This is a genomic window from Microbacterium sp. NPDC090007 (assembly GCF_044748345.1).
Lineage (GTDB): Bacteria > Actinomycetota > Actinomycetes > Actinomycetales > Microbacteriaceae > Microbacterium.
Window position 1 is genome coordinate 262036 of record NZ_JBIVFV010000004.1, and the last position, 22717, is coordinate 284752.

A 22717-nucleotide genomic window follows, 5' to 3' on the forward strand; every position below is an offset into this window, starting at 1 on the left:
CGTTCAGGAAGCGTCCGGGGCATGCGAAAGGGGCGGGACCCCGAAGGATCCCGCCCCCGCCGCGGCTTACTCTGCGGCCCAGCCCACCAACGACCAGTCGATGGTCTCGAACTGGGTGGCGCCCCAGTTCACGAGGCCGTCCGCGACGGCGTACACGTTCGGCAGCGGTGCGATCGGGACGATCGGCACGTACTCCCACAGCACCTTGTCGATCTCCGCCGCAGTCTCCAGGCGCGCCGCCGGGTCGAGCTCGGTGTTGGCCTCTTCCCACAGACCCTCCAGGCGCTCATCGGTGATGCCGGTGAAGTTCTGCTCCGAGTCCACGGGAGAGAACAGCGACTCGGTCGAGGAGATGGGGAACGGGGTGCCGACCCACGAGAAGGTCACCATCTCGAAGTCCCCGGGGATGATGTAGTCACTGAAGTAGCCGCCCACCGGGACCGACACCAGTTCGACGGGGATGCCGAACTCGCCGAGGTCGGCGAGGATCTGCTCGGCGCGCTGCACGTTGGTCGCCGTGTCGGCGGGCACCGTCACGGTGAGCTCGAGCGGCTGACCGTCCTTCGTCCAGGACTCTCCCTCCTGCGTGTAGCCGGCCTCCTCGAGGAAGCCCGCACCCGCCTCGGGGTCGTACGGCAGCGCCTGGTCGGTGTACCCGTCCTGACCGGGCATGAAGACGAAGCTGCCCTGCGTGATCGCCGGAACGCCGACGGGCGAGTTCGCGGTGTTCGCGATCTGCTCGCGGTTGACGATCGAGGCCACCGCCTTGCGGACGTTGACGTCCGCCAGGGGCCCGCTGGAGGCGTTCATCGTGATGTGCGTCCACGTCAAGCCGTTCGAGGCCTGGATCTCGGCGCCCGCGACGTTCTGCGCCGTCTGGTACAGGTCGGCGCTGGCCGAGATGTACAGGCCGTCGATCTCACCGTTGCTGAACGAGGAACCCTGCTGGTCCTGCGTGACCGCGCGGAACACGATCGTGTCGAGCTTGGGCGTCTCGCCCCACCAGTTCGGGTTGCGCTCGAGGGTGACGACGCCGCCGGTGGTGTCCAGGGACGACACGCGGAACGGGCCCGACGACGGCACCGCCTGCGAGGTGAAGCCGGTGTTGAAGGTGGCGGGGTCGCTGGCGACGCTCGCCTTCAGGACGTACAAGAAGAGACCCTGCCAATCCGCGTAGGGCGAGGAGAAGGTCACGACCACGTCGTACTCGTTCTCGCCCTGCTCGATGGATTCGATCTGATCCCAGCCCGACGTCGACACCGGGATGTACTCGGGGTTCGTGCCGTTGCTCGACTGCCACGTCGCGATGTAGTCGGCGACGGTGATGGGCGAGCCGTCCTCCCAGACCGCATCGGGGTTGAGCTGGATGCGGACCGTCTGCGGGTCCTCGCTGGTGAGTTCGGCGGAGCTGGCGTAATTCTCGTCGAGGACCGGCTCGCCGTTCTCGCTGATCTTGAACGGGCCACCGCGCATCGTGTCCGCGATGTCGTTGGTGTCCGCCTCGTTGCCGTCGATCTGGAGGGTGTTCCAGTTCACGGGGAGGGCGCTGACGGCGAGGGTCACCGTTCCGCCGTCCTGGACACCGGCGGCATCGGCACGCACCCACGCGGTCGAGGGCAGCGAATTCAAGTCGTCGGGGTTGGCCGAGGGCGCCGCGGTGTTGCCGGGTGCGCACCCGGCGATCGCCAGGGCGGCGGCGCTCAGCAGCGCGAGCGCGCCGAGCCCCTTCGCTTTGCGGATCTGCATGTGATCAATCCTCTCGTTGGTGATCAGGGAGGGTCTTCGACGACGTGGTGCCGCCGATCGAAGACGTTCGGGGGGAACCGGCCGCCGCCGTCTCGAGGACGAGGTCGGACCGTTCGGCGTAGTGGCACGCCACCTCGGAGTGCGCCGAAGCACGCAGACCGGGGTCGTCGGAGTCGCACCGGCGCCGGTCGGCGTCGGGCAGCAGGCGGTACAGCGGGCAGCGCGTGCGGAAACGGCATCCCGAGATCTCCTGCGTGGGGCTGGGCAGGTCTCCGTCCAGCAGGATGCGGGTGCGCTGGCGCTCGATGCGCGGATCCGGGATGGGAGCCGCCGAGATGAGGGCCTTGGTGTACGGATGCCGCGGGTCGTCGAACACCTGGTCGACCGGCCCCTGCTCGACGATGCGGCCGAGGTACATCACGGCGACGTCGTCGGCGATCTGGCGCACCACCGCGAGGTCGTGCGCCACGAAGAGGAACGACAGCCCGAGTCGCTCCTTGAGGTCTTCGAGCAGGTTGATCACGCCCGCCTGGATCGACACGTCCAGGGCCGACACGGGCTCATCGAGGACGACGACCGCGGGGTCGGTCGCCAGCGCGCGGGCGATGCCGATGCGCTGGCGCTGACCGCCCGAGAATTCGTGCGGGTAGCGGTCGGACATGTTCGGGTCCAGCCCGACGAGTTCGAGCAGCTCCGTCATCTTGCGGTCGCGCTCGGCGCGCGGCACGCCTTGGACCAGCAACGGCTCCGTGATGACCTCGCCGACCGGCAGGCGCGGATCGATCGCCCCCATCGGGTCTTGGAAGACGATCTGGATGCCCTTGCGCAGCGTCGCCTTGTCCTTGCGGCTGACGGATGCCACATCGGTGCCGTTGATGTGGATGCTGCCGCTCTGCGGCGCGACCATCTCCATGATCTCGAGGATCGTCGTGGTCTTGCCGCACCCGGACTCCCCCACGAGGCCCATCGTGCGACCGGGTTGGATCGAGAACGAGATGCCGTCGACCGCGCGCACCGTTCCGATACGACGCGGGAAGACGGCCCCCTTCATCAGAGGGAAGTGCTTGACCAGGTCTTTCACCGCGACCGCGGGGGTCACCTCGGGTCGCAGCGGCGGGATCTCGCCCAGCGCCGCGGGGCGGGGGAAGATGTCGGGTCGGGCGAGCGCGCCCGACGCGATCTCGTCGGCGCGGATGCAGGCCGAGACGTGATCGGGGTCGCTGCCGTGCACCACCAGCTCGGGCTCGACATCGTGGCAGGCGTCGACGGCGATCGGGCACCGCGCCGCGAAGGGGCAGCCCTTCGGCAGGTTCGCCAGCGACGGCGGGCGCCCCTCGAGCGGGACGAGGCGGTGCGAACCCGCGGTCTGCATGTTGGGCACCGATCGCAGCAACCCCACGGTGTAGGGCATGTGCGGGTCGTGGAAGATCTCGTCGACCGAGCCCCGCTCGACCAGCTTTCCGGCGTACATGACCGCGACCCGGTCGGCGTGGCCGGCGACGACGCCGAGGTCGTGGGTGATGAGCACGACGGCGGCGCCCGTCACCTCTCGCGCCGTCTGCAGGACCTCGAGGATCTGCGCCTGGATCGTGACGTCGAGGGCGGTGGTCGGCTCGTCGGCGATGATGACGCGCGGATCGTTCGCGATCGCCATGGCGATCATCGCGCGCTGACGCATACCGCCCGAGAACTCGTGCGGGTACGCGCGGGCCCGGCGCTCGGCATCCGGGATGCCGACGAGCTTGAGCAGCTCGACGCTGCGGGCGTGGGCGGCCTGGGCGGACAGGGCCCGGTCGTGCAGCCGCAGCCCCTCGGAGATCTGCTCGCCGACCGTGTAGACCGGGGTCAGTGCCGACAGCGGGTCCTGGAAGACCATCGCGAGTTCCGCGCCGCGGATCTTGGACAGCTGTGCGTCGTTCATCGACAGCAGGGATCGCCCGTCGTAGACGATGTCGCCCTCGACACGGGCGTTCGAGGGCAGCAGGCCCATGACCGCCAGCGAGGACACGCTCTTGCCCGAGCCGGACTCGCCGACGATGCCGAGGAACTCGCCCTCGTGCACGTCGTACGAGATGCCGCGGACGGCGCGCACGGCGTTGCCCTCGCGCTGGGGGAAGGTGACGCTGAGGTCGCGCACCGACAGCAGCGGCGACCGTCCGGTCGTGGAGGGCGTGGTGGCGGGACGGGTGTCAGTCACGGTTCGCTCCCGAGGTGGGGTCGATGGCGTCGCGCAGGGCGTCGCCGATGAGGCTGATGGCCAGGAGCAGCACGATCAGTACGCCGGCGGGGTAGACGAACAGCCACGGACGGGTGACGGCGGCGGAGGTACCGGCGGCCAGGAGCGTGCCCAGCGACACGTCCGGCGGCTGCACTCCGAAACCGAAGTAGCTCAGCGAGGTCTCGGCCATGATGGCCGCCACGATGCCGAGGGTCGCGTCGATGATGAGCAGCGACGCGATGTTGGGGATGATGTGGCGCCCCAGGATCTGCCGGGTGGGCATGCCCATGTAGCGTGCGGCGCGGACGAAGTCGCGGTTGCGCAGCGAGCGGGTCTGGTTGCGCACGACCTGCGCGAGGATCATCCAGCTGAACGCCGCGAGGAAGAACGTCAGCGCGAGCCACGACAGGCCGCGGGTCAACGGGCTCAGCAGTACCAGGATGAAGAACGACGGGATCACCAGCAGCAGGTGGATGATCCAGCCGATGACGGCATCCGTCTTTCCGCCCAGATACCCCGCGACCGACCCGACCGCCGCGGCGATGAGGGTCGCGCCGATGCCGGCGAGGGCACCGATGATCAGCGACTTCTGCAGACCGACCAGGGTCTGCGCGTAGATGTCCTGACCGATGCCGTTCGTGCCGAACCAGTGCAGCTGGGTCGGGCCGAGCCCGACGTTGAGGAAATCGCGCTCGCTGGCGTCGTACGGATAGAGCAGCGGCCCGATGAAGGCCCAGAGCACGATGAACACCAGGATGCTCGCCCCCACCCAGAACCGGGGCATCTTGCGCAGCCGCGCGCGGACGAGTGCTCCGCGCGAGAGCGGCTTGCGCTCGCGGGTCACGGGGCTCGTCGCGACGAGCGTGCCGTCGAGGGCTTCTTCCTGCATGGTCATGTCAGCTCCTCACTCTCGGGTCGAGGGCTGCGTACAGCACTTCGGACAGGGTCGACGACAACAGCACGAGCACCGCGACGAAGAGCGTCGATCCGGCCACCGCGTTGATGTCCTGCTGCGTGACGGCGTTGAGCTGGAACTGCCCCATGCCGCGCCACGAGAAGACGATCTCGAGCATCGTGGAGCCGGCGATCAGCGTGCCGAAGCTGTAGGCGAAGAAGGTCGACATCGGGATGAGCGCGATGCGCACGCCGTGGCGGAAGAGCGCCTGGGTGCGGGGCAGCCCCTTGGCGCGGGCCGTGCGGATGTAGTCGGCACCCAGCACGTCGAGCATCATGCTGCGCTGGTAGCGAGAGTACGAGGCCGCGCTGATGAGCACGAGCGCGAGGGTCGGCAGCAGCAGGTGGACCGCTCGATCGACGACCGTCGGCCAGAACCCCTCGATACCGGCGGTGTACTCGCCCGTGAAGCGGATGACCTGAGCCCCCACGGCGTTGTTGAAGCCCGTCGCCGCGATCATCAGCAGCACGCCGATGACGAACGTCGGCGTCGCGAACACGAGGTACGAGGCGTACGTGGTGACCTGGTCGCTCGCGCGGTACTGGCGCACCGCACCCCACACGCCGATGAGCACGCCCACCACGGCGCCGATGAGCGAGCCGATCAGCAGCAGGCGCAGGCTGGTGCCGGCGCGGGCGGCGATCTCGGTGACGACGTCCTGCCCGCCGATCGTGGTCCCGAGCGAGAACTTGGTGAACAGGTTCACGAGCCAGGTCCACAGGCGCACGATGATCGGGACGTCGGGGTTGGCGCCGAGGTTGTTCAGACTCGCGATGATCGAGTCCTCCGGCGGACGCGGGTTCATCCCGTAGAAGCGGTCCTGCGGACGCAGCAGAGCGCTGCCCAGCACGTACGCGAGGCACGTCGCCAGAAGGCTCAGGACCGCGTAGTTCAGGAACCGGCGCAGAACGTACAGCGTCATGACGTGCGGCAGCCCGTCCGGAACGTGTCGATGGTCTGCATCATGGTGGTCCTCTCGCCGTCGAGATCCCCGCTTTTTCGTTCGCCTTGCTAAGGATCTTCAGCGACCCTACGTCGGCTTTTCGCGGAACGTGTGCCGGGGGAACACACTTTTCACGACCGTAACAAAGCTCTTACATGGCGCTTTGCCACGACGGCTCACGTCGAGCGCAGCACTGCGCTCAGCGAACACCGCCGGAGATGAACAAAGCGATAATAACCCAGACGATCAGAACCGCCAGGGAAATGACCGAGGGAATATCCCAGACACGACGGACGACACCCTCGGGATCCGCCGTCGGGCGGGCGGACTCCCACGCGTCCTGAATGACGATCAGGTCGCGGATGGCGGGAGGTTCGCGCCGGGACCGCTCCTCGTCACGTCGCAGCGCCGGGCGCCCCGGTCGTCCGGCGACCGGTCCGCCGATGGCCTTGACCACGCGCGGCTCATCGGTGTGCACCTCGAGCTGCCAGCGCATGTCGATGTCGGTCACCCGCGCCCAGGCGACCCGCGTGATGCGCAGGGGGTTGTGGATGCGGATGCCGTGGGCGTCGATGCGCACGTGCGGTGCGAACAGGAGCGCGTACACGCCCCACACCGCCAGCAGCACCCACGGGGCGATCAGCAGCATCTCGCCGACGCCGGCGCGCAGCGCGGCATCCCCCAGCAGGACCGCCGCCAGGGACGCCGCGAGGATCAGCCCGACGACGGCGGAGGGGGCGCGGAACACCCGAGGATGCTCCGCGCCCCGATAGCGCTCGTCACGCGTCACGCGCCGCCCAACGACAGCGACGCGCCGGGGATCGCGTCCAGCAGACGACGGGTGTACTCCTGCGCGGGCTGCGCGAAGATCTCGTCGACCGTCCCCTGCTCCACGAGCTTGCCGCGCTCCATGACGCACACCAGGTCGGCGGCGACGCGGACGACGGCGAGGTCGTGCGTGATGAACAGGTACGTCAGGCCGAGCTCGGCCTGCAACTCCGCCAGCAGCTGGAGGATCTGCGCCTGCACCAGCACGTCGAGTGCCGAGACGGCCTCGTCGAGGACGAGGATGTCGGGCTTGAGCGCGAGTGCGCGCGCGATGGCCACGCGCTGACGCTGACCGCCGGACAGCTCGTTCGGGTACCGGGCCGCGAGTTCCTGCGGCAACGCCACCTGCTCGAGCAGTTCCTTCACCCGGGCGCGACGCGAAGCCGAATCCCCCACCTTGTGAATGTTCAGCGGCTCCGAGATCAGACTCCCGATGCTGCGCTGGGGGTCGAGCGAGCCGTACGGGTCCTGGAACACCGGCTGCATCCGCCGACGCAGGGCGAAGGTGTCCTTCGCCGACAGTCCACCGGTGTCGACGCCGTCGATCTCGATCGTGCCCGACGTGGGGTCCTCGAGCTTGAGGACCATCTTGGCGATGGTCGATTTGCCCGAGCCCGATTCGCCCACCAGCGCCAACGTCTTACCGCGCGGAATCTCGAACGAGACCCCGTCGACGGCACGGAACTGCTCGCTGCGGAATCCGCCCTGGCGGATCTTGTACTCCTTGACCAGGTCGGTCACCCGGACGGTGGCCGGCGCGTCGATGTCGGACTCGTGCACGATGCCCCGGTCCTCGACCGACGCCTGGATGCGCTTCGAGGCGATGCTCGGCGCTGCCGCGACCAATCGCTGCGTGTAGGGGTGCTGCGGGTTCTCGAGGATCTCCCGGCTCGGTCCCGACTCGACGATCTCACCCTGGTTCATCACGACGATGGTGTCGGCGCGCTCGGCGGCCAGACCCAGGTCGTGGGTGATCAGCAGCACCGAGGTGCCCCGCTCCCGGGTGAGGCTCGCCATGTGATCGAGGATCACGCGCTGCACCGTCACGTCGAGGGCCGACGTCGGCTCGTCGGCGATCAGCAGTTTCGGGTCGGCGGCGAGGCCGATGCTGATCAACGCGCGCTGGCGCATACCGCCCGAGAACTGGTGCGGGAACTGGTGCAGACGCCGTTCCGCGTCCGACAGACCCGCCTGCTTCAGAACCTCGATGGCGCGCTGCTCGACCTCTTTACGCCCGGTGGCGATGCCGTTCGCACGGATCGCCTCCTTGACCTGGAAGCCGATGCTCCACACCGGATTGAGGTTGGACATCGGGTCCTGCGGGACGAAGCCGATCTCGCGACCGCGCACGGACTCCATCTGCGCCAGCGAGAGATCGGTGAGTTCCCGACCTTCGAGCGTGATCGAGCCTCCGGTGACGTGACCGGTTCCGGGCAGCAGGTTGATGATCGCCGCGGCGGTCGTGGACTTTCCCGAGCCCGATTCGCCCACGATCGCCAGGGTCTCACCGGCGTGGATGTCGAGACTGACTCCGTGCAGCACCTGACGCGACGTCTTGCCCGCGGTGAAGGCGACCTTGAGGTCGCGGATGCTGAGCAGGGGTGCGGTTGCGGGGGTAGGCGCGTTCATCGACGAGCCCTCGCCTTCGGGTCGAGGGCGTCTCGCAGCAGCTCGCCCAGGATGATGAACGCCAGGACCGTGACGGTCAGGGCGATCGACGGGTAGATCAGTGCCATCGGCGCCACACGCAACGACGACTGCGCCTGACCGATGTCGAGGCCCCACGACATGACCTGGCTTCCCAGGCCGAGTCCGAGGAACGACAGGGTGGCTTCGGCCGAGATCGCCGCGCCCAGCGTGATCGTGGTGACCACGATCACGGGGGCCAGAGCGTTCGGCAGCGCGTGCGACACGAGGGTGCGCAAGCGCGACAGGCCGAGTGACCGGCTGGCGGTGATGTAGTCGGCCTGACGCACGCGGAGGATCTCGGCGCGGACGACACGGGCGGTGGAGGCCCAGGCGAACCCGCCGATGGCGAAGGCGAGCACCAGCGGCGTGCGATTCTGCGAGAACACGCTCATGACGACGATGGCCGCGAGCACGTAGGGGATCGTGAAGAACACGTCGCCCACGCGCGAGAGGACCGAATCGGTCCAGCCCCCGTAGAAGCCTGCGACGGCGCCCATGATCGTGCCGATGATCGTGCCGATCGCCGTGGCGAGGAAGCCGACGAGCAACGAGGTACGAGCACCCCAGACGATTCGGGCGTAGATGTCGCAGCCCTGCAGGGTGAACCCGAGCGGGTGGCCGGCGGCCGGGCCCGCGTTGCTGTTGGACAGCGAACAGCCTGCTCCGGTCGGCTCCACCTGGGTGAACAGGGTCGGGAAGAGCGCCATGAGGACGACGACGAACACGACCGCGGAGGTGATCCAGAAGGTCGGTCGGCGGCGCATGTCGCGCCAGGCGTCGGCCCAGAGGCTGCGCGGCTTGTCGTCGATGCGGACGGCATCGACGGTGATCGTGTCGGTCCGGACGGGCGCGACGTAGTGCGGTGAAGAGAAGCGGTTACTTGGCATAGCGGATCCTCGGATCGAGCAGACCGTAGAGCAGATCGACGACCAGGTTGATGAGCACGTAGAAGACGACGAACACCGTCACGAAGGACACCACCGTCGGACCCTCCTGGCGGATGGTCGCCTGGTAGAGCGTTCCTCCCACGCCGGGGATGTTGAAGATGCCCTCGGTCACCGTGGCGCCGACCATCAGCACACCGAAGTTGGTCGCGCTGTTGGTGATCACGGGGATGAGCGAGTTGCGCAGCACGTGGACGGGGATGACGCGGCGTCGCGGCAGTCCCTTGCTGTAGGCGGTGCGGACCCAGTCCTGGTTGAGCGTGTCGATGACCGACGCGCGCGTCAGTCGCATGCTCGTGGCGTACAGGCTGAAACCCAGAACGAGAGCGGGCAACCACAGGTCGCCCCAGTCGTTCTGACCACCCACGGTGGCCCGGAACCATCCGAACTGGATCGCGAGGAAGTACTGCGCGATGAAGGCCAGGACGAAGACGGGGACGGCCACGAACAGGAGCGCGATGACGAGCGAGACGTTGTCGAAGACGCCACCCTTGCGCAGCGCCGAGAGCGTTCCGATGATGATGGCCAGGGCCAGCTCGATCGCGATGGCCATGACGGCCAGGCGCAACGTGATGGGGATGGCGCGCACCAGGATGTCGTTGACCGGCTGGCCCGAGAAGCTGATGCCGAAGTCGCCCTGCAGGACGCCGGTGATGTAGTAGAAGTACTGCACGATGAACGGATCGTTCAGGTGGTACTGATCGCGGATCTGCTCGAGAAGCGCCGGGTTCGGCGTCCGGTCGCCGAACAGCGCCAGGATCGGATCGCCGGGCATGGCGAAGACCATGAAATAGATCAGCAGCGTCGCACCGAAGAACACCGGTATGACCTGCAGGAGTCTTCGGAGGATGTAATAGCCCACCCTCGTCTCCCTTCAGGGTGATTGGGTGCCTCGGATGCGGCACCGCACGAAAGCCGTGCTGCGGGGGTGACGATGCACGGCCAGGACACGCGACGCGAGGCGGTGACGACAGTCACCGCCTCGCGTGTGTGTTGTGATCAGGCGATGTTAGCTGACCTTGGTGATTTCGTGGAACAGCGGCACGGAGTTCCAGCCGAACTCCACGTTCTGAACCGTCTCCGCGTACCCACCGGTGACGTTGGAGTACCACAGCGGGATGGCGGGGAGGTCCTCGAAGAGGACGGTCTGCGCCTCGCCGAAGAGGCGGTTGGCCTCTGCCAGGTCGGTGCTCGAGATGCCCTCCGAGAGCAGACGGTCGAACTCGGGGTTCGAGTAGTCACCGTCGTTCGATCCCGCGTTGGTGGCGTACAGCGGTCCGAGGAAGTTGTACAGACCGGGGTAGTCGGCCTGCCATCCGCTGCGGAACGGGGTGGCGATGGTGTCGTTGTTCACCTGGGCACGCAGCTCGGCGAACGTCGGGTACGGGGCGCCCGACGCGTCGATGCCGAGGGTGGTGGCGAGCTGGTTTGAGATCGCGTCGACCCACTGGTCGTGTCCGCCGTCGGCGTTGTACGCGATCTGGAACGAGCCGGTCCAGGGGTTGATGGCGTCGGCCTGAGCCCACAGCTCCTTCGCCTGGTCGGCGTCGAACTGCAGGACGTCGGAGCCCTCCAGGCTGTCCGACCAGCCGTCGATGACCGGCGAGGTGAAGTCGGTCGCCGGGGTGCGGGTGCCCTGGAAGATCGTCGAGGTGATCTCTTCGCGGTTGATCGCGTGCGAGATCGCGGCACGACGCAGCTTGCCCTCTTCGCCCGAGAAGTGCTCGAGGCGGCCGGGGATGGTGAACGACTGGAACACGGCCGCGGGCTGGTTGACGGCACGCTCGCCCAGGTCGCCCTCGAACGACGCCAGCGCGGACGGGGGAACGGCGTCGAGCACGTCGAGCTGTCCACCCTGCAGCGCCGCGTACGCGGCATCCTGCGAGGCGTAGAACGAGATGGTCAGGCCACCGTTCTGGGCCTGACGCACGCCCTGGTAGTCCTCGTTCTTGACGAGGTCGATCTGCACGTTGTGCTGCCAGGCGCCCTCGCTCGCGAGCTTGTAGGGGCCGTTGCCGATCGGGTTCTCACCGAAGGCTGCGAGGTCGTCGAAGGCGACGTCGGGCAGCGGGTAGTAGGCGGAGTAGCCGAGGCGCAGTGCGAAGTCCGAAGCCGGCTTGTTCAGCGCGATGGTGAACGTGTAGTCGTCCACCTGCTGCAGACCCGTCAGCTCCGAATCCTCGTCGTAGCTGAAGCCGACGATGTCCTCGAAGAAGTAGCTGTTGTACTGCTCGTTCGAGGCGGTCGCACCGTAGTTCCACGCCTTGATGAAGTTGTCGGCGGTCACCTCTTCGCCGTCGGTGAAGGTCTGACCCTCCTTCAGCTTCACGGTGATGTTCTGCGGGTCGTTGACGGTGATCTCTTCCGCCATGTCGTTGACCGGTGCACCGTCGGCCTCGTAGGACACGAGACCGGCGAAGATGGCGTCCAGGATCTTTCCGCCGCCGACCTCGTTCGTCGAGGTGGGGACCAGCGGGTTCTCGGGCTCGGAGCCGTTGGTCGTGATGATCGCCGATGCGTCCGCCGAACCGGCGTCGCCCGAGTCGTCGCCACCTGCGGAGCAGCCGGCGAGCGTGAGCCCGACGACACCCAGCAGAGCGAGACCCGTGAGGGCAAGCTTGTTGCGCTTCACAGTTCCTCCAGGGAAGGGGTAAAGCCCACGCGGAGCGCTCGTACGGGTATCGCGGAATCGAGTGCATCCGGGGGCAGGATAGAAACACCCTAGGCAAAGTGAACGACGTGCTTCGCGTTCACGTACGAACCGTTACAAAGGATTTACTCGAGAGGTCGTCGATGACGCAATCTGACACTCCGCTCTCCGGCATGGTCATCCGCCCCGAGACCAGTGGCTACCGTCGCTCCCGCCTCGCCTGGGAGATCGCGATCGTCCTGCTCGTCAGCGTGGGGCAGTCGGCGATCTATTCGGTGGTCTCGTTCGTGCGTGCGACGACCCGCGCGCCGATCTCGCAGCAGCAGACGCAGCTGAATCCCTCTCGCAGCGCGGAGCCGTTGTGGGATGCGGTCTACCAGTTCCTCGACATCTTCTTCTCGCTCGCCCTCGTGGCCCTGGCGCTGTATCTGCTCTGGGAGCCGGCGAACAACGCCCTCCGGCGCATCGGCCTCGACTTCCGCCGCTTCGGTTCCGATCTCGTGCGCGGCGTCGTCCTGGTCGTCCTGATCGGTGCACCGGGCATCGGCGTCTACGCGATCGGCCGGGCGATCGGACAGAGCATCACCGTCGTCCCCGCCCCGCTGGATTCGTCGTGGTGGGTGGTGACGCTGCTGGTCCTCGCGGCGCTGCGCGCCGGGCTCACCGAGGAGGTCATCTTCCTCGGCTACCTCTTCGATCGCCTGCGGCGCCTGGGATGGTCGTGGACGGGGATCATCGTGTCGACCGCGCTGCTGCGCGGCAGCTACCACCTCTACCAGGGGTGGCCCTCCGCCCTCGGCAACGTCGTGATGGGCCTGGTGTTCGGCTGGTGCTACAAGCGGTGGGGGCGAGTCATGCCCCTCGTCGTTGCGCACACCCTCATCGACATTGTCGCCTTCGTCGGCTATCCGTTGGCGGCGGCCTGGTGGCCGGGGATCTTCGCACCCCCGGCATCCACCGCCCCCTGACCCGGCACGGCGGCGAGCGCCGTCGTCAGGGCTGAGGAGCGGACCACGTCCAGAACGCCGGCGGCACGCCGTCGGGCTCGGAGGTGTAGGCCACTCCCCCGACGCCCTCGGCCGCCACCACGGCTCCCGTCCGCTCGAGCAGCGGCACCCCGGCGAACACCGCGAACAGCGAACGGTCGATCTCTCTGGCCTCGGCGAGCACGTCGACGGGATCGGTGAGCACCGTGAGGCTTTCGAAGAGTTCGTCGGTGTCCGCGCCCTCGATCCCCTCGGCGAGGCGATCCCGCGCGGAGCGATACAGGCTCTCGTCCTCTCCCACCCACGACAGCGTGGCGTCGACCGTCTCACCGGGTGTCGCCGCCCGCACCGCGATACCGGCGCGCGCGCCCATCGACACCAGGCGCGAGAACACCTGCGCCGACACCTCGTCGGTCGTGTCGTACGACAGGCGCAGCACGGCCGCGCGATCGCCGAGGGCCGTGCGCGCCCCGTCGACGTCCGCCCCGGTCCCGGGGGCGCCGTTGCCGGCGATGAGATCGGAGTAGAGCTGACCGGTGGCGGTGGACGACAGGAAGGACTGCAGGGGCTGCGCGTCGGGGCGGATCGCCCCCAGGACGTCCTGCACCAGCGACGACCGGTCGATCGCGAGCGTCATGCCCTGACGGACGTCGGATGCCGTGGCATCCGCGAACCGCAGGTGGAGCGTCTGCGTGGTCGGCCCCACCTGGACCTGGTAGCCCGCATCGGTCAGGGTCTTGCGCTCGGCGACATCCAGGTCGCCGACGTTGGCGATGTCGACCTCACCCGCCTCGATCGCGGCGAGCTGCGCGGCGCGATCGGCGAAGAAGCGCACCGTGAGTGCCTCGAGACCCGGGAAGTGCGCGCCCTGGTACGAGTCGCGGCGCGCGAGCCGCAGGGTGTCCGCGGTGACCTCGGCGACCGACCACGGACCCGCCGACACCACGCTCGCCGGATCGGGGGTCGATCCCGGTGCGAGGTCGAACCCGGTGTTCCAGGCCTCCGCGGCGGCCGCGAGCACGGGGTTCGGCTCGGCCGGCGCACGCGGGTCGCCCTCGGGCGCGGTCAGGATCGTGGTGATGAGCTCCGTGACGCTGACCCCGGCGCGCTCAGCGACGACGTGCACGGGCCGGTCCAGCAGCCACTGGCGGTTCCAGTCGGCGAAGGGCTGATCGTACGTGAGCGTGATGGTGTCGTCGGCGCGATCGACGATGGGCCGCGCGGTGCGCGCGTTGGGATCGGCCGGCATCGCCGTGTCGAAGTAGCGCGTGCCCGACACGACCTGCCCCGCGGAGTCGTAGGTGGCGTCATCGAAGAAGTGCGAGCTCACGGCCCAGCCGAACACGAGATCGTCGAGGGTGACGGCCGTGCCGTCGGACCAGACGCGGTCGGTGAACAGCTCGTAGCTCACCTTGAGCGGGTCGCCCTGAACACGCGTGATGCGGCCCAGTCCGTCGTTGGGGACGACCTGCAGGGTGCCGTCGAGCGAGCCGAGCCGCTCGTCGAGAAGCGCCGAGACGGCCCGATTGGCGGGGGTGCTGCCCGTGGCGGTCGCCGCGTTGAAGCTCGTGAGTTCGCCGACGACGCCGAGCGTGAGACTCGTACGCGCCTCGGGTTCGGGGGCGGGTGCGGGATCGGGCGCCGCGCACCCGGCCAGGACGACGCCGGCTGCGGCGAGGAGGGCGATCAGACGCCCCGCACCGCGACGTCGTCGGGTCGGTCGAGGAAGAGGAGTCAGCCCGTGGTGCACAGAGGAACTTTACTAAACCCCTCCTGAGCGATCCCCGGGGCCGCACGCGGCACTCGCGCCGCGCCGGGTCGCGCGACGCCGGGTTGCGCCGGGCTGGGCCGCGCAGCGCCGGGTCGCGCCGGGTCGGGCCGGGTCGGGCCGCGCAGCGCCGGGTTGCGCCGCGCCGGGTCGCGCGACGCCGGGTTGCGCCGGGCTGGGTCGCGCAGCGCCGGGTTGCGCCGGGCTGCGTCGCGCAGCGCCGGGTTGCGCCGCGCCGGGTCGCGCCGGGCTGGGCCTCTTCACCGCGAAACAGCATTCGGCTGACAAGTCGGCGGCATCCTGCAACCGAGTTGTCACCGGATTGCTGTTTCGGCGCCGACGTCGCGACTCCTCCACCGGCGGTCCGAAGAACACATCGCCCACATATTGACGGATGCCACGAACGCCGCGCGATCGCGGACGTCAAAGTCGAGCGATGACGGTGCTCCGACGAACGGCCGACACGCCCCTGCCGCTCATGCCCGCCGCCGCGGTGACGCACTCCACGAGGAGCGTGCGACGCGGCGAGATCATCCAGGTGACGCGGGGTGTCTATGCGCCGCGCGATGCGTGGCAGGCGCTCCCGCCGTGGCAGCAGTACCTCGCGCGTGTCCGGGCGCATCTGCTGAACGCCCCCGACGACGTGTTGTGCCTCGAATCCGCGGTGGCGCTGCACGGCCTCCCCGTGATCGGGGCGGCGCACGACATTCACGTGCTCGGGTCGGCCAGCGCGACGGCCCGGAGCGTGCGCGGGGTGCGCGTGCACACCAGCGCCCACCCGGACCGCGTGATCGAGGAGGTCGACGGCATCCGTCTGACCTCTATCGCCGACACGTGCATCGACGTGGCCCGGACTCGGCATCCCGCGATCGCCCTGGCCGTCGCCGACGCGGCCGCACGCGTCGATGAACGCTGCGCCGCTCTCGCCCTTGCGACGCTGAACGAGGAACGCGCGTCCGCGCGCGGTCGACGGCGGGCGCGGTGGGCTCTTCATCGTGTGGACCCGGCAGCGGAGTCGCCGCTCGAGTCGCTGAGCCGTGCGGTCGCCGAATGGGCCGGCTTCGCCGAACCGGAGCTCCAGGTCTGGTTCGGTCCGCCAGACGGGAACGGCGACCGCGTCGATTTCTGGTGGCCGGGGCGGCGCATCGCTGGTGAGGCGGACGGCCTGCTGAAGTACGACGGGCGCTTCGGCGACCCGCGCCTCGCGATCAAGAAACGCGAGGACCGCGACCGACGACTGCGCGCCCGGCGCGCGGGCCGTGCTGCATTGGGGCTGGGACGATCTCGCCGACCCGAATTCCCTGGTTCGCCTGCTCAGCGGCGCGGGGCTCCCGGTTGTCGCCGTTCCCGACACCGTCCACTTGCACAGCCTCGCCACGGCTCTGCGTCCCCCGCGCTCGCGGTAGCCATGCCGGAGCCCCGCCCCGGGGCCGGGTGCGCGCGCCCGCGGGCGACAGCACGAACGCCGTGAGACTGCACGTGGGTGACAACTCGGCGACATCCTACAACCGAAATGTCAGCCGGGTGCAGTCTCGCGGCAATCCGACCCACCGCGCCTGGCCGCGCCAGGCCACGCCACGCCGCCCCGCGCCGCGCGCCCGGCTCCCCGGCCACGCCGCCCCGCGCCTCACGAAACTGCACGTGGGTGACAACTCGGCGACATCCTGCAACCGAAATGTCAGCCGGGTGCAGTCTCGCGGCAATCCGACCCACCGCGCCTGGCCGCGCCTGGCAACGCCACGCCGCCCCGCGCCGCGCGCCCGGCTCCCCGGCCACGCCGCCCCGCGCCTCACGAAACTGCACGTGGGTGACAACTCGGCGACATCCTGCAACCGAGATGTCAGCCGGGTGCAGTCTCGCGAGACATAGGCGCGGGCCGGGCGCGGCGCGGCCGGGACGGGCCGGGGTCGACTTACGCGAAGGCCTCCGGCGGGGGGCACGAACAGACCAGGTTGCGGTCGCCGTAGGCCTGGTCGATGCGGCGCACGGGCGGCCAGTACTTGCCGCGGATGAGCGAGCGCACGGGGTACACGGCCGTCTCACGCGAGTACGGGTGCTCCCACTCCCCCACGACGACCGTCTCGGCGGTGTGCGGCGCGTTCACCAGCGGGTTGTCGTCGGCGGGCCACTCGCCCGCCGCGACGGCGAGGGCTTCGTGCTTGATCGCGATCATGGCATCCACGAATCGATCCAGCTCGGCGAGGTCCTCGCTCTCGGTCGGCTCCACCATCAGGGTGCCGGCGACAGGGAACGACATCGTCGGGGCGTGGAAGCCGTAGTCGATGAGGCGCTTGGCCACATCATCGACGGTGACCCCGGTCTGCTCCTTCAGCGGACGCAGGTCGAGGATGCACTCGTGCGCCACGAGACCGCCCTCGCCGGCGTAGAGCACCGGGTAGTGCTCGCGCAGGCGCGTGGCGATGTAGTTGGCCGAGAGCACCGCGGCGGCCGTGGCCTGACGCAGCCCCTCGGCGCCCATCATGCGCACGTAGGCCCACGAGATGGGCAGGATGCCGGCGGAGCCGTGCGGTGCGGCCGAGACGGGGCCTCCGTCGAAGACGCCGCCCGCGTGCTCGGCGCGCTGCGAGAACGGGTGCGAGGGCAGGAAGGGCGCGAGGTGCGCCTTCGCCGCGACCGGACCGACGCCCGGGCCGCCACCGCCGTGCGGGATCGCGAACGTCTTGTGCAGGTTGAGGTGCGAGACGTCGCCGCCGAGGTCGCCGAACCGTGCGAAGCCGAGCAGGGCGTTGAGGTTCGCGCCGTCGACGTAGACCTGGCCGCCGGCGTCGTGCACGGCCTGTGTGATTTCGAGCACGTCGTGCTCGTACACCCCGTGCGTCGAGGGGTAGGTGATCATCAGCGCCGACAGCTCGGCCGCGTGCTGGGCGATCTTCGCCCGCAGGTCGCCGAGGTCGACGTTGCCCGCCTCGTCGCACGCGACGACGACGACCTTCATGCCCGCGAGGATCGCCGAGGCGGCGTTCGTGCCGTGCGCCGACGACGGGATCAGGCACACCGTGCGCGCGGTGTCGCCCTTCGCGAGGTGATAGCCGCGGATCGCGAGCAGGCCGGCGAGCTCGCCCTGCGACCCGGCGTTCGGCTGCAGCGAGACCGCGTCGTACCCGGTGACCTCGGCGAGCCAGCGTTCGAGCTGCTCGATCATGTCGAGGTAGCCGCGCACGTCCGCCTCGGGGGCGAAGGGGTGCACCCGCGAGAACTCGGGCCACGACACCGCCGCCATCTCGGTCGCGGCGTTGAGCTTCATCGTGCACGAGCCCAGCGGGATCATGCCGCGATCGAGCGCGTAGTCGCGGTCGGCGAGCGTCTTGAGGTAGCGCATCATCGCGGTCTCGCTGCGGTGCGTGTGGAACACCGGGTGCGTCAAATACACGTCGTCGCGGTGCAGTGCCTCGTCGACTCCGCGCAGGGCCTCGCCCGCGGGCAGCTCGTCGGCGGTCAGGCCGAAGGCGTCCAGGACGGCCGCGAGGTCGGCATCCGTCGTCGTCTCGTCCACCGACACGCCCACGGTCGCATCGTCGACCCACAGCAGCTGGTACCCGCGCTCGCGCGCACGGTCGACCACGTCCTGTGCGCGACCCGGCACGTGCACGCGCACGGTGTCGAAGAACGCGTCCGCGACGAGGTCGAGGTCGACGCGGCGCAGAGCGGATGCCAGGGCATCGGCCTTCTGCGCGACCCCCGTCGCGATGGCCCGCAGTCCGTCGGGGCCGTGGTACACCGCGTACATGGCGGCCATGACGGCCAGCAGCACCTGGGCGGTGCAGATGTTCGACGTGGCCTTCTCGCGGCGGATGTGCTGCTCGCGCGTCTGCAGCGAGAGGCGGTAGGCGGGGGCGCCGACGGCATCCTGGGACACTCCGACCAGTCGCCCGGGCAGCTGGCGCTCGAGCCCCGCCCGCACGGCCATGTAGCCCGCGTGGGGCCCACCGAAGCCGAGCGGGACGCCGAAGCGCTGCGTGGTGCCGACCGCGACGTCGGCGCCGAGCGAGCCGGGCGGGCGCAGCAGGGTCAGCGCGAGCAGGTCGGCGGCGGCGACCACGAGGCCGCCCGCGGCGTGCACGGACGCGGCCACGTCCGAGAAGTCCCAGACCCGTCCGGACGCACCGGGGTACTGCACGAACGCGCCGAACGCCTCGGGCACGTCGTCGGCGAACGAGGTCTCGACGATGCGGACGCCGACCGCGGCGGCGCGGTGGTGCAGCAGCGCCTTGGTCTGGGGCAGGGCGTCGACGTCGACCAGGAAGACGTCGGTCTTCGCCTTGGACGCGCGCCGGGCGACGAGCATGCCCTCGACCACCGCGGTGGACTCGTCCAGCATCGACGCGTTCGCCGTTGCCAGACCCGTCAGGTCGGTGACCATGGTCTGAAAATTGATCAGGGCCTCGAGCCGGCCCTGCGAGATCTCGGGCTGATAGGGCGTGTAGGCCGTGTACCAGGACGGGTTCTCGAGGACGTTGCGGGCGATCACCGACGGAGTGAAGGTGTCGTAGTAGCCCAGACCGATCATCGGCCGGGCGGAGCGGTTGGCGGAGGCGAGCTCCCGCAGTTCCGCCAGGGCCTCGGCCTCGGTGGCGGCGACGGGGATCCCGCTCGTCTCACGCGGGCGGACGTGGATGGATGCCGGCACGGCGGTCTCGACGAGCGCCTCGACGCTGTCGTACCCGACGACCTCGAGCATGTGCGCCTGCGCGTCGGTATCGATGCCGATGTGTCGATCGGTGAAGGCCGCCGGGGTCCCGGCATCCGTGCGGGAGGGAAGGACGGAGGTCATGCGGTGAGCTCCTCGTAGGCGGCGCGATCGAGGAGATCGGCCGGCAGGTCGCCCTCGACGCGGATCTTGATGAGCCACCCGCCGGCGAACGGCTCGCCGTTGACCAGGGAGGGGTCGTCGACGACGGCGTCGTTGACCTCGACGACCGTACCGGTGAGGGGCGCGTAGAGCTCACCGACCGACTTGGTCGATTCGATCTCGCCGCAGACGTCGCCGGCCGAGACGGCCGAGTCCGCGCCGGGGAGCTCGACGAAGACGACGTCGCCGAGCTTGTCGGCGGCGAAGTCGGTGATGCCGACGGTCGCGATGTCTCCGTCGAGGGCGATCCACTCGTGCTCGGACGTGTAGCTGAGGGCGGTGAGGTCGGTCATGCGTTTCTCCGATAGAAGGGAAGGGCGGTGACGGTCGCGGGGATGCGGGTTCCGCGCACGTCGATGGTCAGTGCGGTTCCGTGAGCGGATGCCGCGGGCTCGACGAACGCCATCGCGACGGGGTGGCCGAGGGTGGGGCTGAGGACGCCGCTGGTGATCTCGCCGACGACGTCGTCACCCTGGAGCACCGAATACCCGGCGCGTCCGGCGCGGCGTCCCTCCGAGACGAGGCCCACGAGGACGGGGGCGTCGGCGGGTCCGGACAGCAGGCCGTCCTTTCCGACGAACGCGTCCTTGTCGACCGCGACGACACGGCCGAGACCGGCCTGCGCGGGAACGATGTCGCGCGAGAGCTCGTGGCCGTACAGGGGCATACCGGCTTCGAGTCGCAGGGTGTCGCGAGCGGCGAGTCCGCACGGAACGAGACCGCGGTCCGCACCCGCGGCGAGCGCGGCGTCCCAGAGCGCCCCGGCCTGCGCGGTGGGGATGAGCAGTTCGTAGCCGTCCTCGCCGGTGTATCCCGTGCGGGCGACGAACAGCGGCGCGCCGTCGAAGGTGCCGTCGGTCCAGGCGTAGTAGCCGAGGTCGTCGAGCGCGGTTCCGGTGATCTCGACCCCCGGGGTGGAGCTCAGGATGCCGCGGGCTTCGGGGCCCTGCAGGGCGATGAGGGCGAACCGGTCGGTGACGTCCTCGACGGTGAGGCCGGTCGAGCCGGCGACGAAGGCGAACGAGCGGGGCGCATCGGCGGTCGTCGACGAGGCTGCCGCCGCGTCCGACGCGGGAGCCCAGGTCGCTCGCGCGGTCTCGAACGCCGCGGCCACGGTATCCCGGTTGCCCGCGTTCGCGATGACGAGGAAGTGCTCGTCGCCCGTGCGGTACACGATCACGTCATCGACGATGCCGCCGCTCGCGGCGAGCACGAGCGAGTACTTCGCCTTGCCCACCTTCATCGCGGACAGCCGACCGGCGAGGACGTAGTCGAGGAACCCCGCGGCCCGCGGACCCGCGACGACGAACTCGGCCATGTGCGAGATGTCGAACAGACCCGCGGCCTCGCGCACGGCGCGGTGCTCGGCGAGATCGGAGGTGTAGCGCACGGGCATGTTCCAGCCGCCGAAGTCGGTGAACGAGGCGCCGAGGGCCTCGTGCCGGTCGTGCAGCGGCGAGGAGCGCGGTGGAGCGGGGGTTTCGGTCATGAGTTCTGCCGTTCGCGATGACGGACAGACGCCGGTCGGCGCCTGAAGAACTCCCCCTCTGTCATGGACCTGAGAGTTTCACCCGCACAGTCCCGTGAGGCGGGCGCGAGTTTTCACCGTCGGCGGGTTCGGGGACGTGGCATCCCGAACCTCTTTCCAGAGTGGCCCGATCGACGCGGTACGCGTACCTGAGAGATTGGCGGGGAGGCTTGCTCCTTCGGTGCCCGGCTGCGTTCGCCGGAGCTCTCCCGCATCGATCATGGGGCCGGTGTGGACTTGTGGGGTCAGCCTAGCGGAGCCCCCGCATCGGCACAGCCCTCTCGGGCGGGTCCGCGGACGGACGGTGACGGGTCACCCCCGGGTGCAGCTGCCGGATGCCACGGGCGCCGACAGCGAGCCGAGCTGCGCCATCACCGGCTCGAGCTCCGCGGGCGTCATGGCGTAGCCGACGTCGTCGTCGGTGTCGGAGCGGGCGAAGACGATCCCCGCGACCTCTCCCGCGGTGGTCAGCAGGGGCCCGCCGGAGTTGCCGGGGCGCACGACGGCCGCGAGCGCGTAGATGTCGCGCGGGACGGAGGACGTGTCGTAGATGTCGGGGACGGGCACGGTCCCCTGCGACAGCACCTGGGCGCTGCCGGAGGTGAAGGGCCCGCCGCCCGGGTAGCCCTGCACGACGGCGGGCGAGCCGACGCCGAGGGTGGACACGACCGGCAGGGCCGCGGCATCCAGGTCGTCCACCGAGACCACCGCGATGTCATCGATGGGGTCGAAGTAGACCACGCGGCCCTCGCGAGCGGGCTGGCCGGGCAGTTCGACGACCGGGGTGTCCACACCGGCGACGACGTGCGCGTTGGTCACGACGCGGTCGTCGGCGACGACGAAGCCCGAACCGCTCGAGGTGACGCCGCACGCGTAGGCCGTCCCCGACACGCGGGCGACCGACTGCGCGGCCTGCGTGAGCGCGGGGTCGTCCAGCGCGATCTCGGGCGCGCTCGGGACGGGTCCGATCTGGATGAGCTGGCCCAGGCGTGGGATGCCCTCGGCGAAGACCGACCCGCGCAATTCGGCCAGCGCGCCCCGGACCGGGGCCGGAGTGAGGTCGTCGATGGTGCGCACGACGGTGGAGGACCCCAGCGCGGCCGACACCACGGGAACCCCGGCCGGGGTGAGCGATCCGGCGGCGAACGAGATCGCGAGGGCCGCGGCGGCGACGTTGACGACACCGCCGAGCAGTCGCTCGGGGACGCGGAGCTTGATGCGGTCGGCGCCGCGGCGGAAGAACCCACCCACGGCGCTGCCGAGACCGCTGCCGATCAGCAGCAGCAGGGCCCCGGTCAGGATCATGAGCGGCCCGCGCCACGCGGGGGCCGTGACCCACTGCCCCACGAACGGGGTGGCCCAATACGCGGCGACGGCACCGAGGGCGAGGCCGGCGAAGAAGCCGATCGTGGCGAGGAACCCTCGCGAGAGGCCCACGATGAGCGCGATCGCCAGAAGGGCGATCAGAACGATGTCGATGATCGGCATCCGACCTCCTGAGTCCGTTCCGAGGCTAGAGCGCGCGTCTGGGAGAACCCTTTCGACGCGCGGCGACTCGCCCGGTCGCACAACTCTCCGTCGCGTCGATAAAC

Annotated in this window: 16 protein-coding genes and 1 riboswitch; of the genes, 2 read left to right on the plus strand and 14 right to left on the minus strand. The window is 69.6% G+C overall.

Translation table 11 applies throughout. The features are described from left to right. Positions 1-66 precede the first annotated feature (66 nt). The 9 genes from ACIPVB_RS14355 to ACIPVB_RS14395 all read right to left on the minus strand — a co-directional run bounded on the left by ACIPVB_RS14355 (position 67) and on the right by ACIPVB_RS14395 (position 11955). The gene (locus ACIPVB_RS14355; RefSeq protein WP_400369758.1) at positions 67-1746 is read right to left on the minus strand and encodes an ABC transporter family substrate-binding protein; all 1680 of its coding nucleotides are present in this window, start codon (positions 1744-1746) and stop codon (positions 67-69) included. Positions 1747-1750: 4 nt separating this feature from the next. Further along, positions 1751-3943 (minus strand): dipeptide ABC transporter ATP-binding protein, encoded by a 2193-nt coding sequence (locus ACIPVB_RS14360; protein ID WP_400369759.1) that lies wholly within the window; start codon positions 3941-3943, stop codon positions 1751-1753. Next, the gene (locus tag ACIPVB_RS14365) at positions 3936-4859 is read right to left on the minus strand and encodes an ABC transporter permease (RefSeq protein WP_400369761.1); all 924 of its coding nucleotides are present in this window, start codon (positions 4857-4859) and stop codon (positions 3936-3938) included. The genes ACIPVB_RS14360 and ACIPVB_RS14365 overlap by 8 nt, the downstream gene beginning before the upstream one ends. A 1-nt stretch (position 4860) precedes the next feature. After that, positions 4861-5841, minus strand: a complete 981-nt coding sequence (locus ACIPVB_RS14370) for an ABC transporter permease (RefSeq protein WP_400369762.1) — start codon at positions 5839-5841, stop codon at positions 4861-4863. Between the two features lie 220 nt (positions 5842-6061). Next, positions 6062-6610 carry a hypothetical protein gene (locus ACIPVB_RS14375; RefSeq protein ID WP_400369763.1) on the minus strand — a complete coding sequence of 183 codons (549 nt, stop codon included), beginning with the start codon at positions 6608-6610 and terminating at the stop codon, positions 6062-6064. 38 nt (positions 6611-6648) lie between these two features. After that, positions 6649-8319, minus strand: coding sequence for an ABC transporter ATP-binding protein (locus ACIPVB_RS14380; protein WP_400369764.1), 1671 nt, complete (start codon positions 8317-8319; stop codon positions 6649-6651). Beyond that, positions 8316-9266, minus strand: coding sequence for an ABC transporter permease (locus ACIPVB_RS14385; protein WP_400369765.1), 951 nt, complete (start codon positions 9264-9266; stop codon positions 8316-8318). The genes ACIPVB_RS14380 and ACIPVB_RS14385 overlap by 4 nt, the downstream gene beginning before the upstream one ends. Next, complete coding sequence (locus ACIPVB_RS14390) at positions 9256-10185, minus strand: ABC transporter permease (RefSeq protein ID WP_400369766.1); 930 nt, start codon at positions 10183-10185, stop codon at positions 9256-9258. Before ACIPVB_RS14390 ends, ACIPVB_RS14385 begins: the two co-directional genes overlap by 11 nt. Positions 10186-10332: 147 nt before the next feature. After that, positions 10333-11955: an ABC transporter substrate-binding protein gene (locus ACIPVB_RS14395; RefSeq protein WP_400369767.1), complete on the minus strand. Its 1623-nt coding sequence runs from the start codon at positions 11953-11955 to the stop codon at positions 10333-10335. Positions 11956-12116: 161 nt separating this feature from the next. Here ACIPVB_RS14395 and ACIPVB_RS14400 point away from each other — a divergent pair, with 161 nt between their 5' ends. Then, on the plus strand, positions 12117-12941 hold the full coding sequence (locus tag ACIPVB_RS14400; protein ID WP_400369769.1) for a CPBP family intramembrane glutamic endopeptidase: 825 nt from the start codon (positions 12117-12119) through the stop codon (positions 12939-12941). Between the two features lie 25 nt (positions 12942-12966). On the opposite strand, the gene ACIPVB_RS14405 is transcribed toward ACIPVB_RS14400, so the two are convergent. Then, the gene (locus tag ACIPVB_RS14405; protein ID WP_400369770.1) at positions 12967-14709 is read right to left on the minus strand and encodes an ABC transporter substrate-binding protein; all 1743 of its coding nucleotides are present in this window, start codon (positions 14707-14709) and stop codon (positions 12967-12969) included. Between the two features lie 454 nt (positions 14710-15163). Here ACIPVB_RS14405 and ACIPVB_RS14410 point away from each other — a divergent pair, with 454 nt between their 5' ends. After that, positions 15164-16198, plus strand: coding sequence for a hypothetical protein (locus tag ACIPVB_RS14410; RefSeq protein WP_400369772.1), 1035 nt, complete (start codon positions 15164-15166; stop codon positions 16196-16198). A 441-nt stretch (positions 16199-16639) separates the two neighbouring features. Here the strand turns inward: ACIPVB_RS14410 and gcvP are convergent, their stop codons facing one another. From gcvP to ACIPVB_RS14430, 4 genes are all read right to left on the minus strand, one after another. Next, positions 16640-19519, minus strand: a complete 2880-nt coding sequence (gcvP, locus tag ACIPVB_RS14415) for an aminomethyl-transferring glycine dehydrogenase (protein WP_400369773.1) — start codon at positions 19517-19519, stop codon at positions 16640-16642. Next, positions 19516-19890 (minus strand): glycine cleavage system protein GcvH, encoded by a 375-nt coding sequence (gcvH, locus tag ACIPVB_RS14420; RefSeq protein WP_400369774.1) that lies wholly within the window; start codon positions 19888-19890, stop codon positions 19516-19518. Before gcvH ends, gcvP begins: the two co-directional genes overlap by 4 nt. Beyond that, positions 19887-21086 (minus strand): glycine cleavage system aminomethyltransferase GcvT, encoded by a 1200-nt coding sequence (locus tag ACIPVB_RS14425; RefSeq protein WP_400369776.1) that lies wholly within the window; start codon positions 21084-21086, stop codon positions 19887-19889. Before ACIPVB_RS14425 ends, gcvH begins: the two co-directional genes overlap by 4 nt. Before the next feature lie 166 nt (positions 21087-21252). Continuing rightward, positions 21253-21347, minus strand: a riboswitch (glycine riboswitch). A 90-nt stretch (positions 21348-21437) separates the two neighbouring features. Further along, a complete protein-coding gene (locus ACIPVB_RS14430; protein WP_400369778.1) occupies positions 21438-22613 on the minus strand; it encodes a MarP family serine protease in 1176 nt (391 codons plus the stop codon). Positions 22614-22717: the final 104 nt, after the last annotated feature.

Bases quoted from the DNA above. Each gene is read 5' to 3' on its own strand.
- ACIPVB_RS14355 (WP_400369758.1), bottom strand. From the start codon at position 1,746: ATGCAGATCCGCAAAGCGAAGGGGCTCGGCGCGCTCGCGCTGCTGAGC.
- ACIPVB_RS14365 (WP_400369761.1), bottom strand. From the start codon at position 4,859: ATGACCATGCAGGAAGAAGCCCTCGACGGCACGCTCGTCGCGACGAGC.
- ACIPVB_RS14370 (WP_400369762.1), bottom strand. From the start codon at position 5,841: ATGACGCTGTACGTTCTGCGCCGGTTCCTGAACTACGCGGTCCTGAGC.
- ACIPVB_RS14380 (WP_400369764.1), bottom strand. From the start codon at position 8,319: ATGAACGCGCCTACCCCCGCAACCGCACCCCTGCTCAGCATCCGCGAC.
- ACIPVB_RS14385 (WP_400369765.1), bottom strand. From the start codon at position 9,266: ATGCCAAGTAACCGCTTCTCTTCACCGCACTACGTCGCGCCCGTCCGG.
- ACIPVB_RS14400 (WP_400369769.1), top strand. From the start codon at position 12,117: ATGACGCAATCTGACACTCCGCTCTCCGGCATGGTCATCCGCCCCGAG.
- ACIPVB_RS14410 (WP_400369772.1), top strand. From the start codon at position 15,164: ATGACGGTGCTCCGACGAACGGCCGACACGCCCCTGCCGCTCATGCCC.
- gcvP (WP_400369773.1), bottom strand. From the start codon at position 19,519: ATGACCTCCGTCCTTCCCTCCCGCACGGATGCCGGGACCCCGGCGGCC.
- gcvH (WP_400369774.1), bottom strand. From the start codon at position 19,890: ATGACCGACCTCACCGCCCTCAGCTACACGTCCGAGCACGAGTGGATC.
- ACIPVB_RS14425 (WP_400369776.1), bottom strand. From the start codon at position 21,086: ATGACCGAAACCCCCGCTCCACCGCGCTCCTCGCCGCTGCACGACCGG.
- ACIPVB_RS14430 (WP_400369778.1), bottom strand. From the start codon at position 22,613: ATGCCGATCATCGACATCGTTCTGATCGCCCTTCTGGCGATCGCGCTC.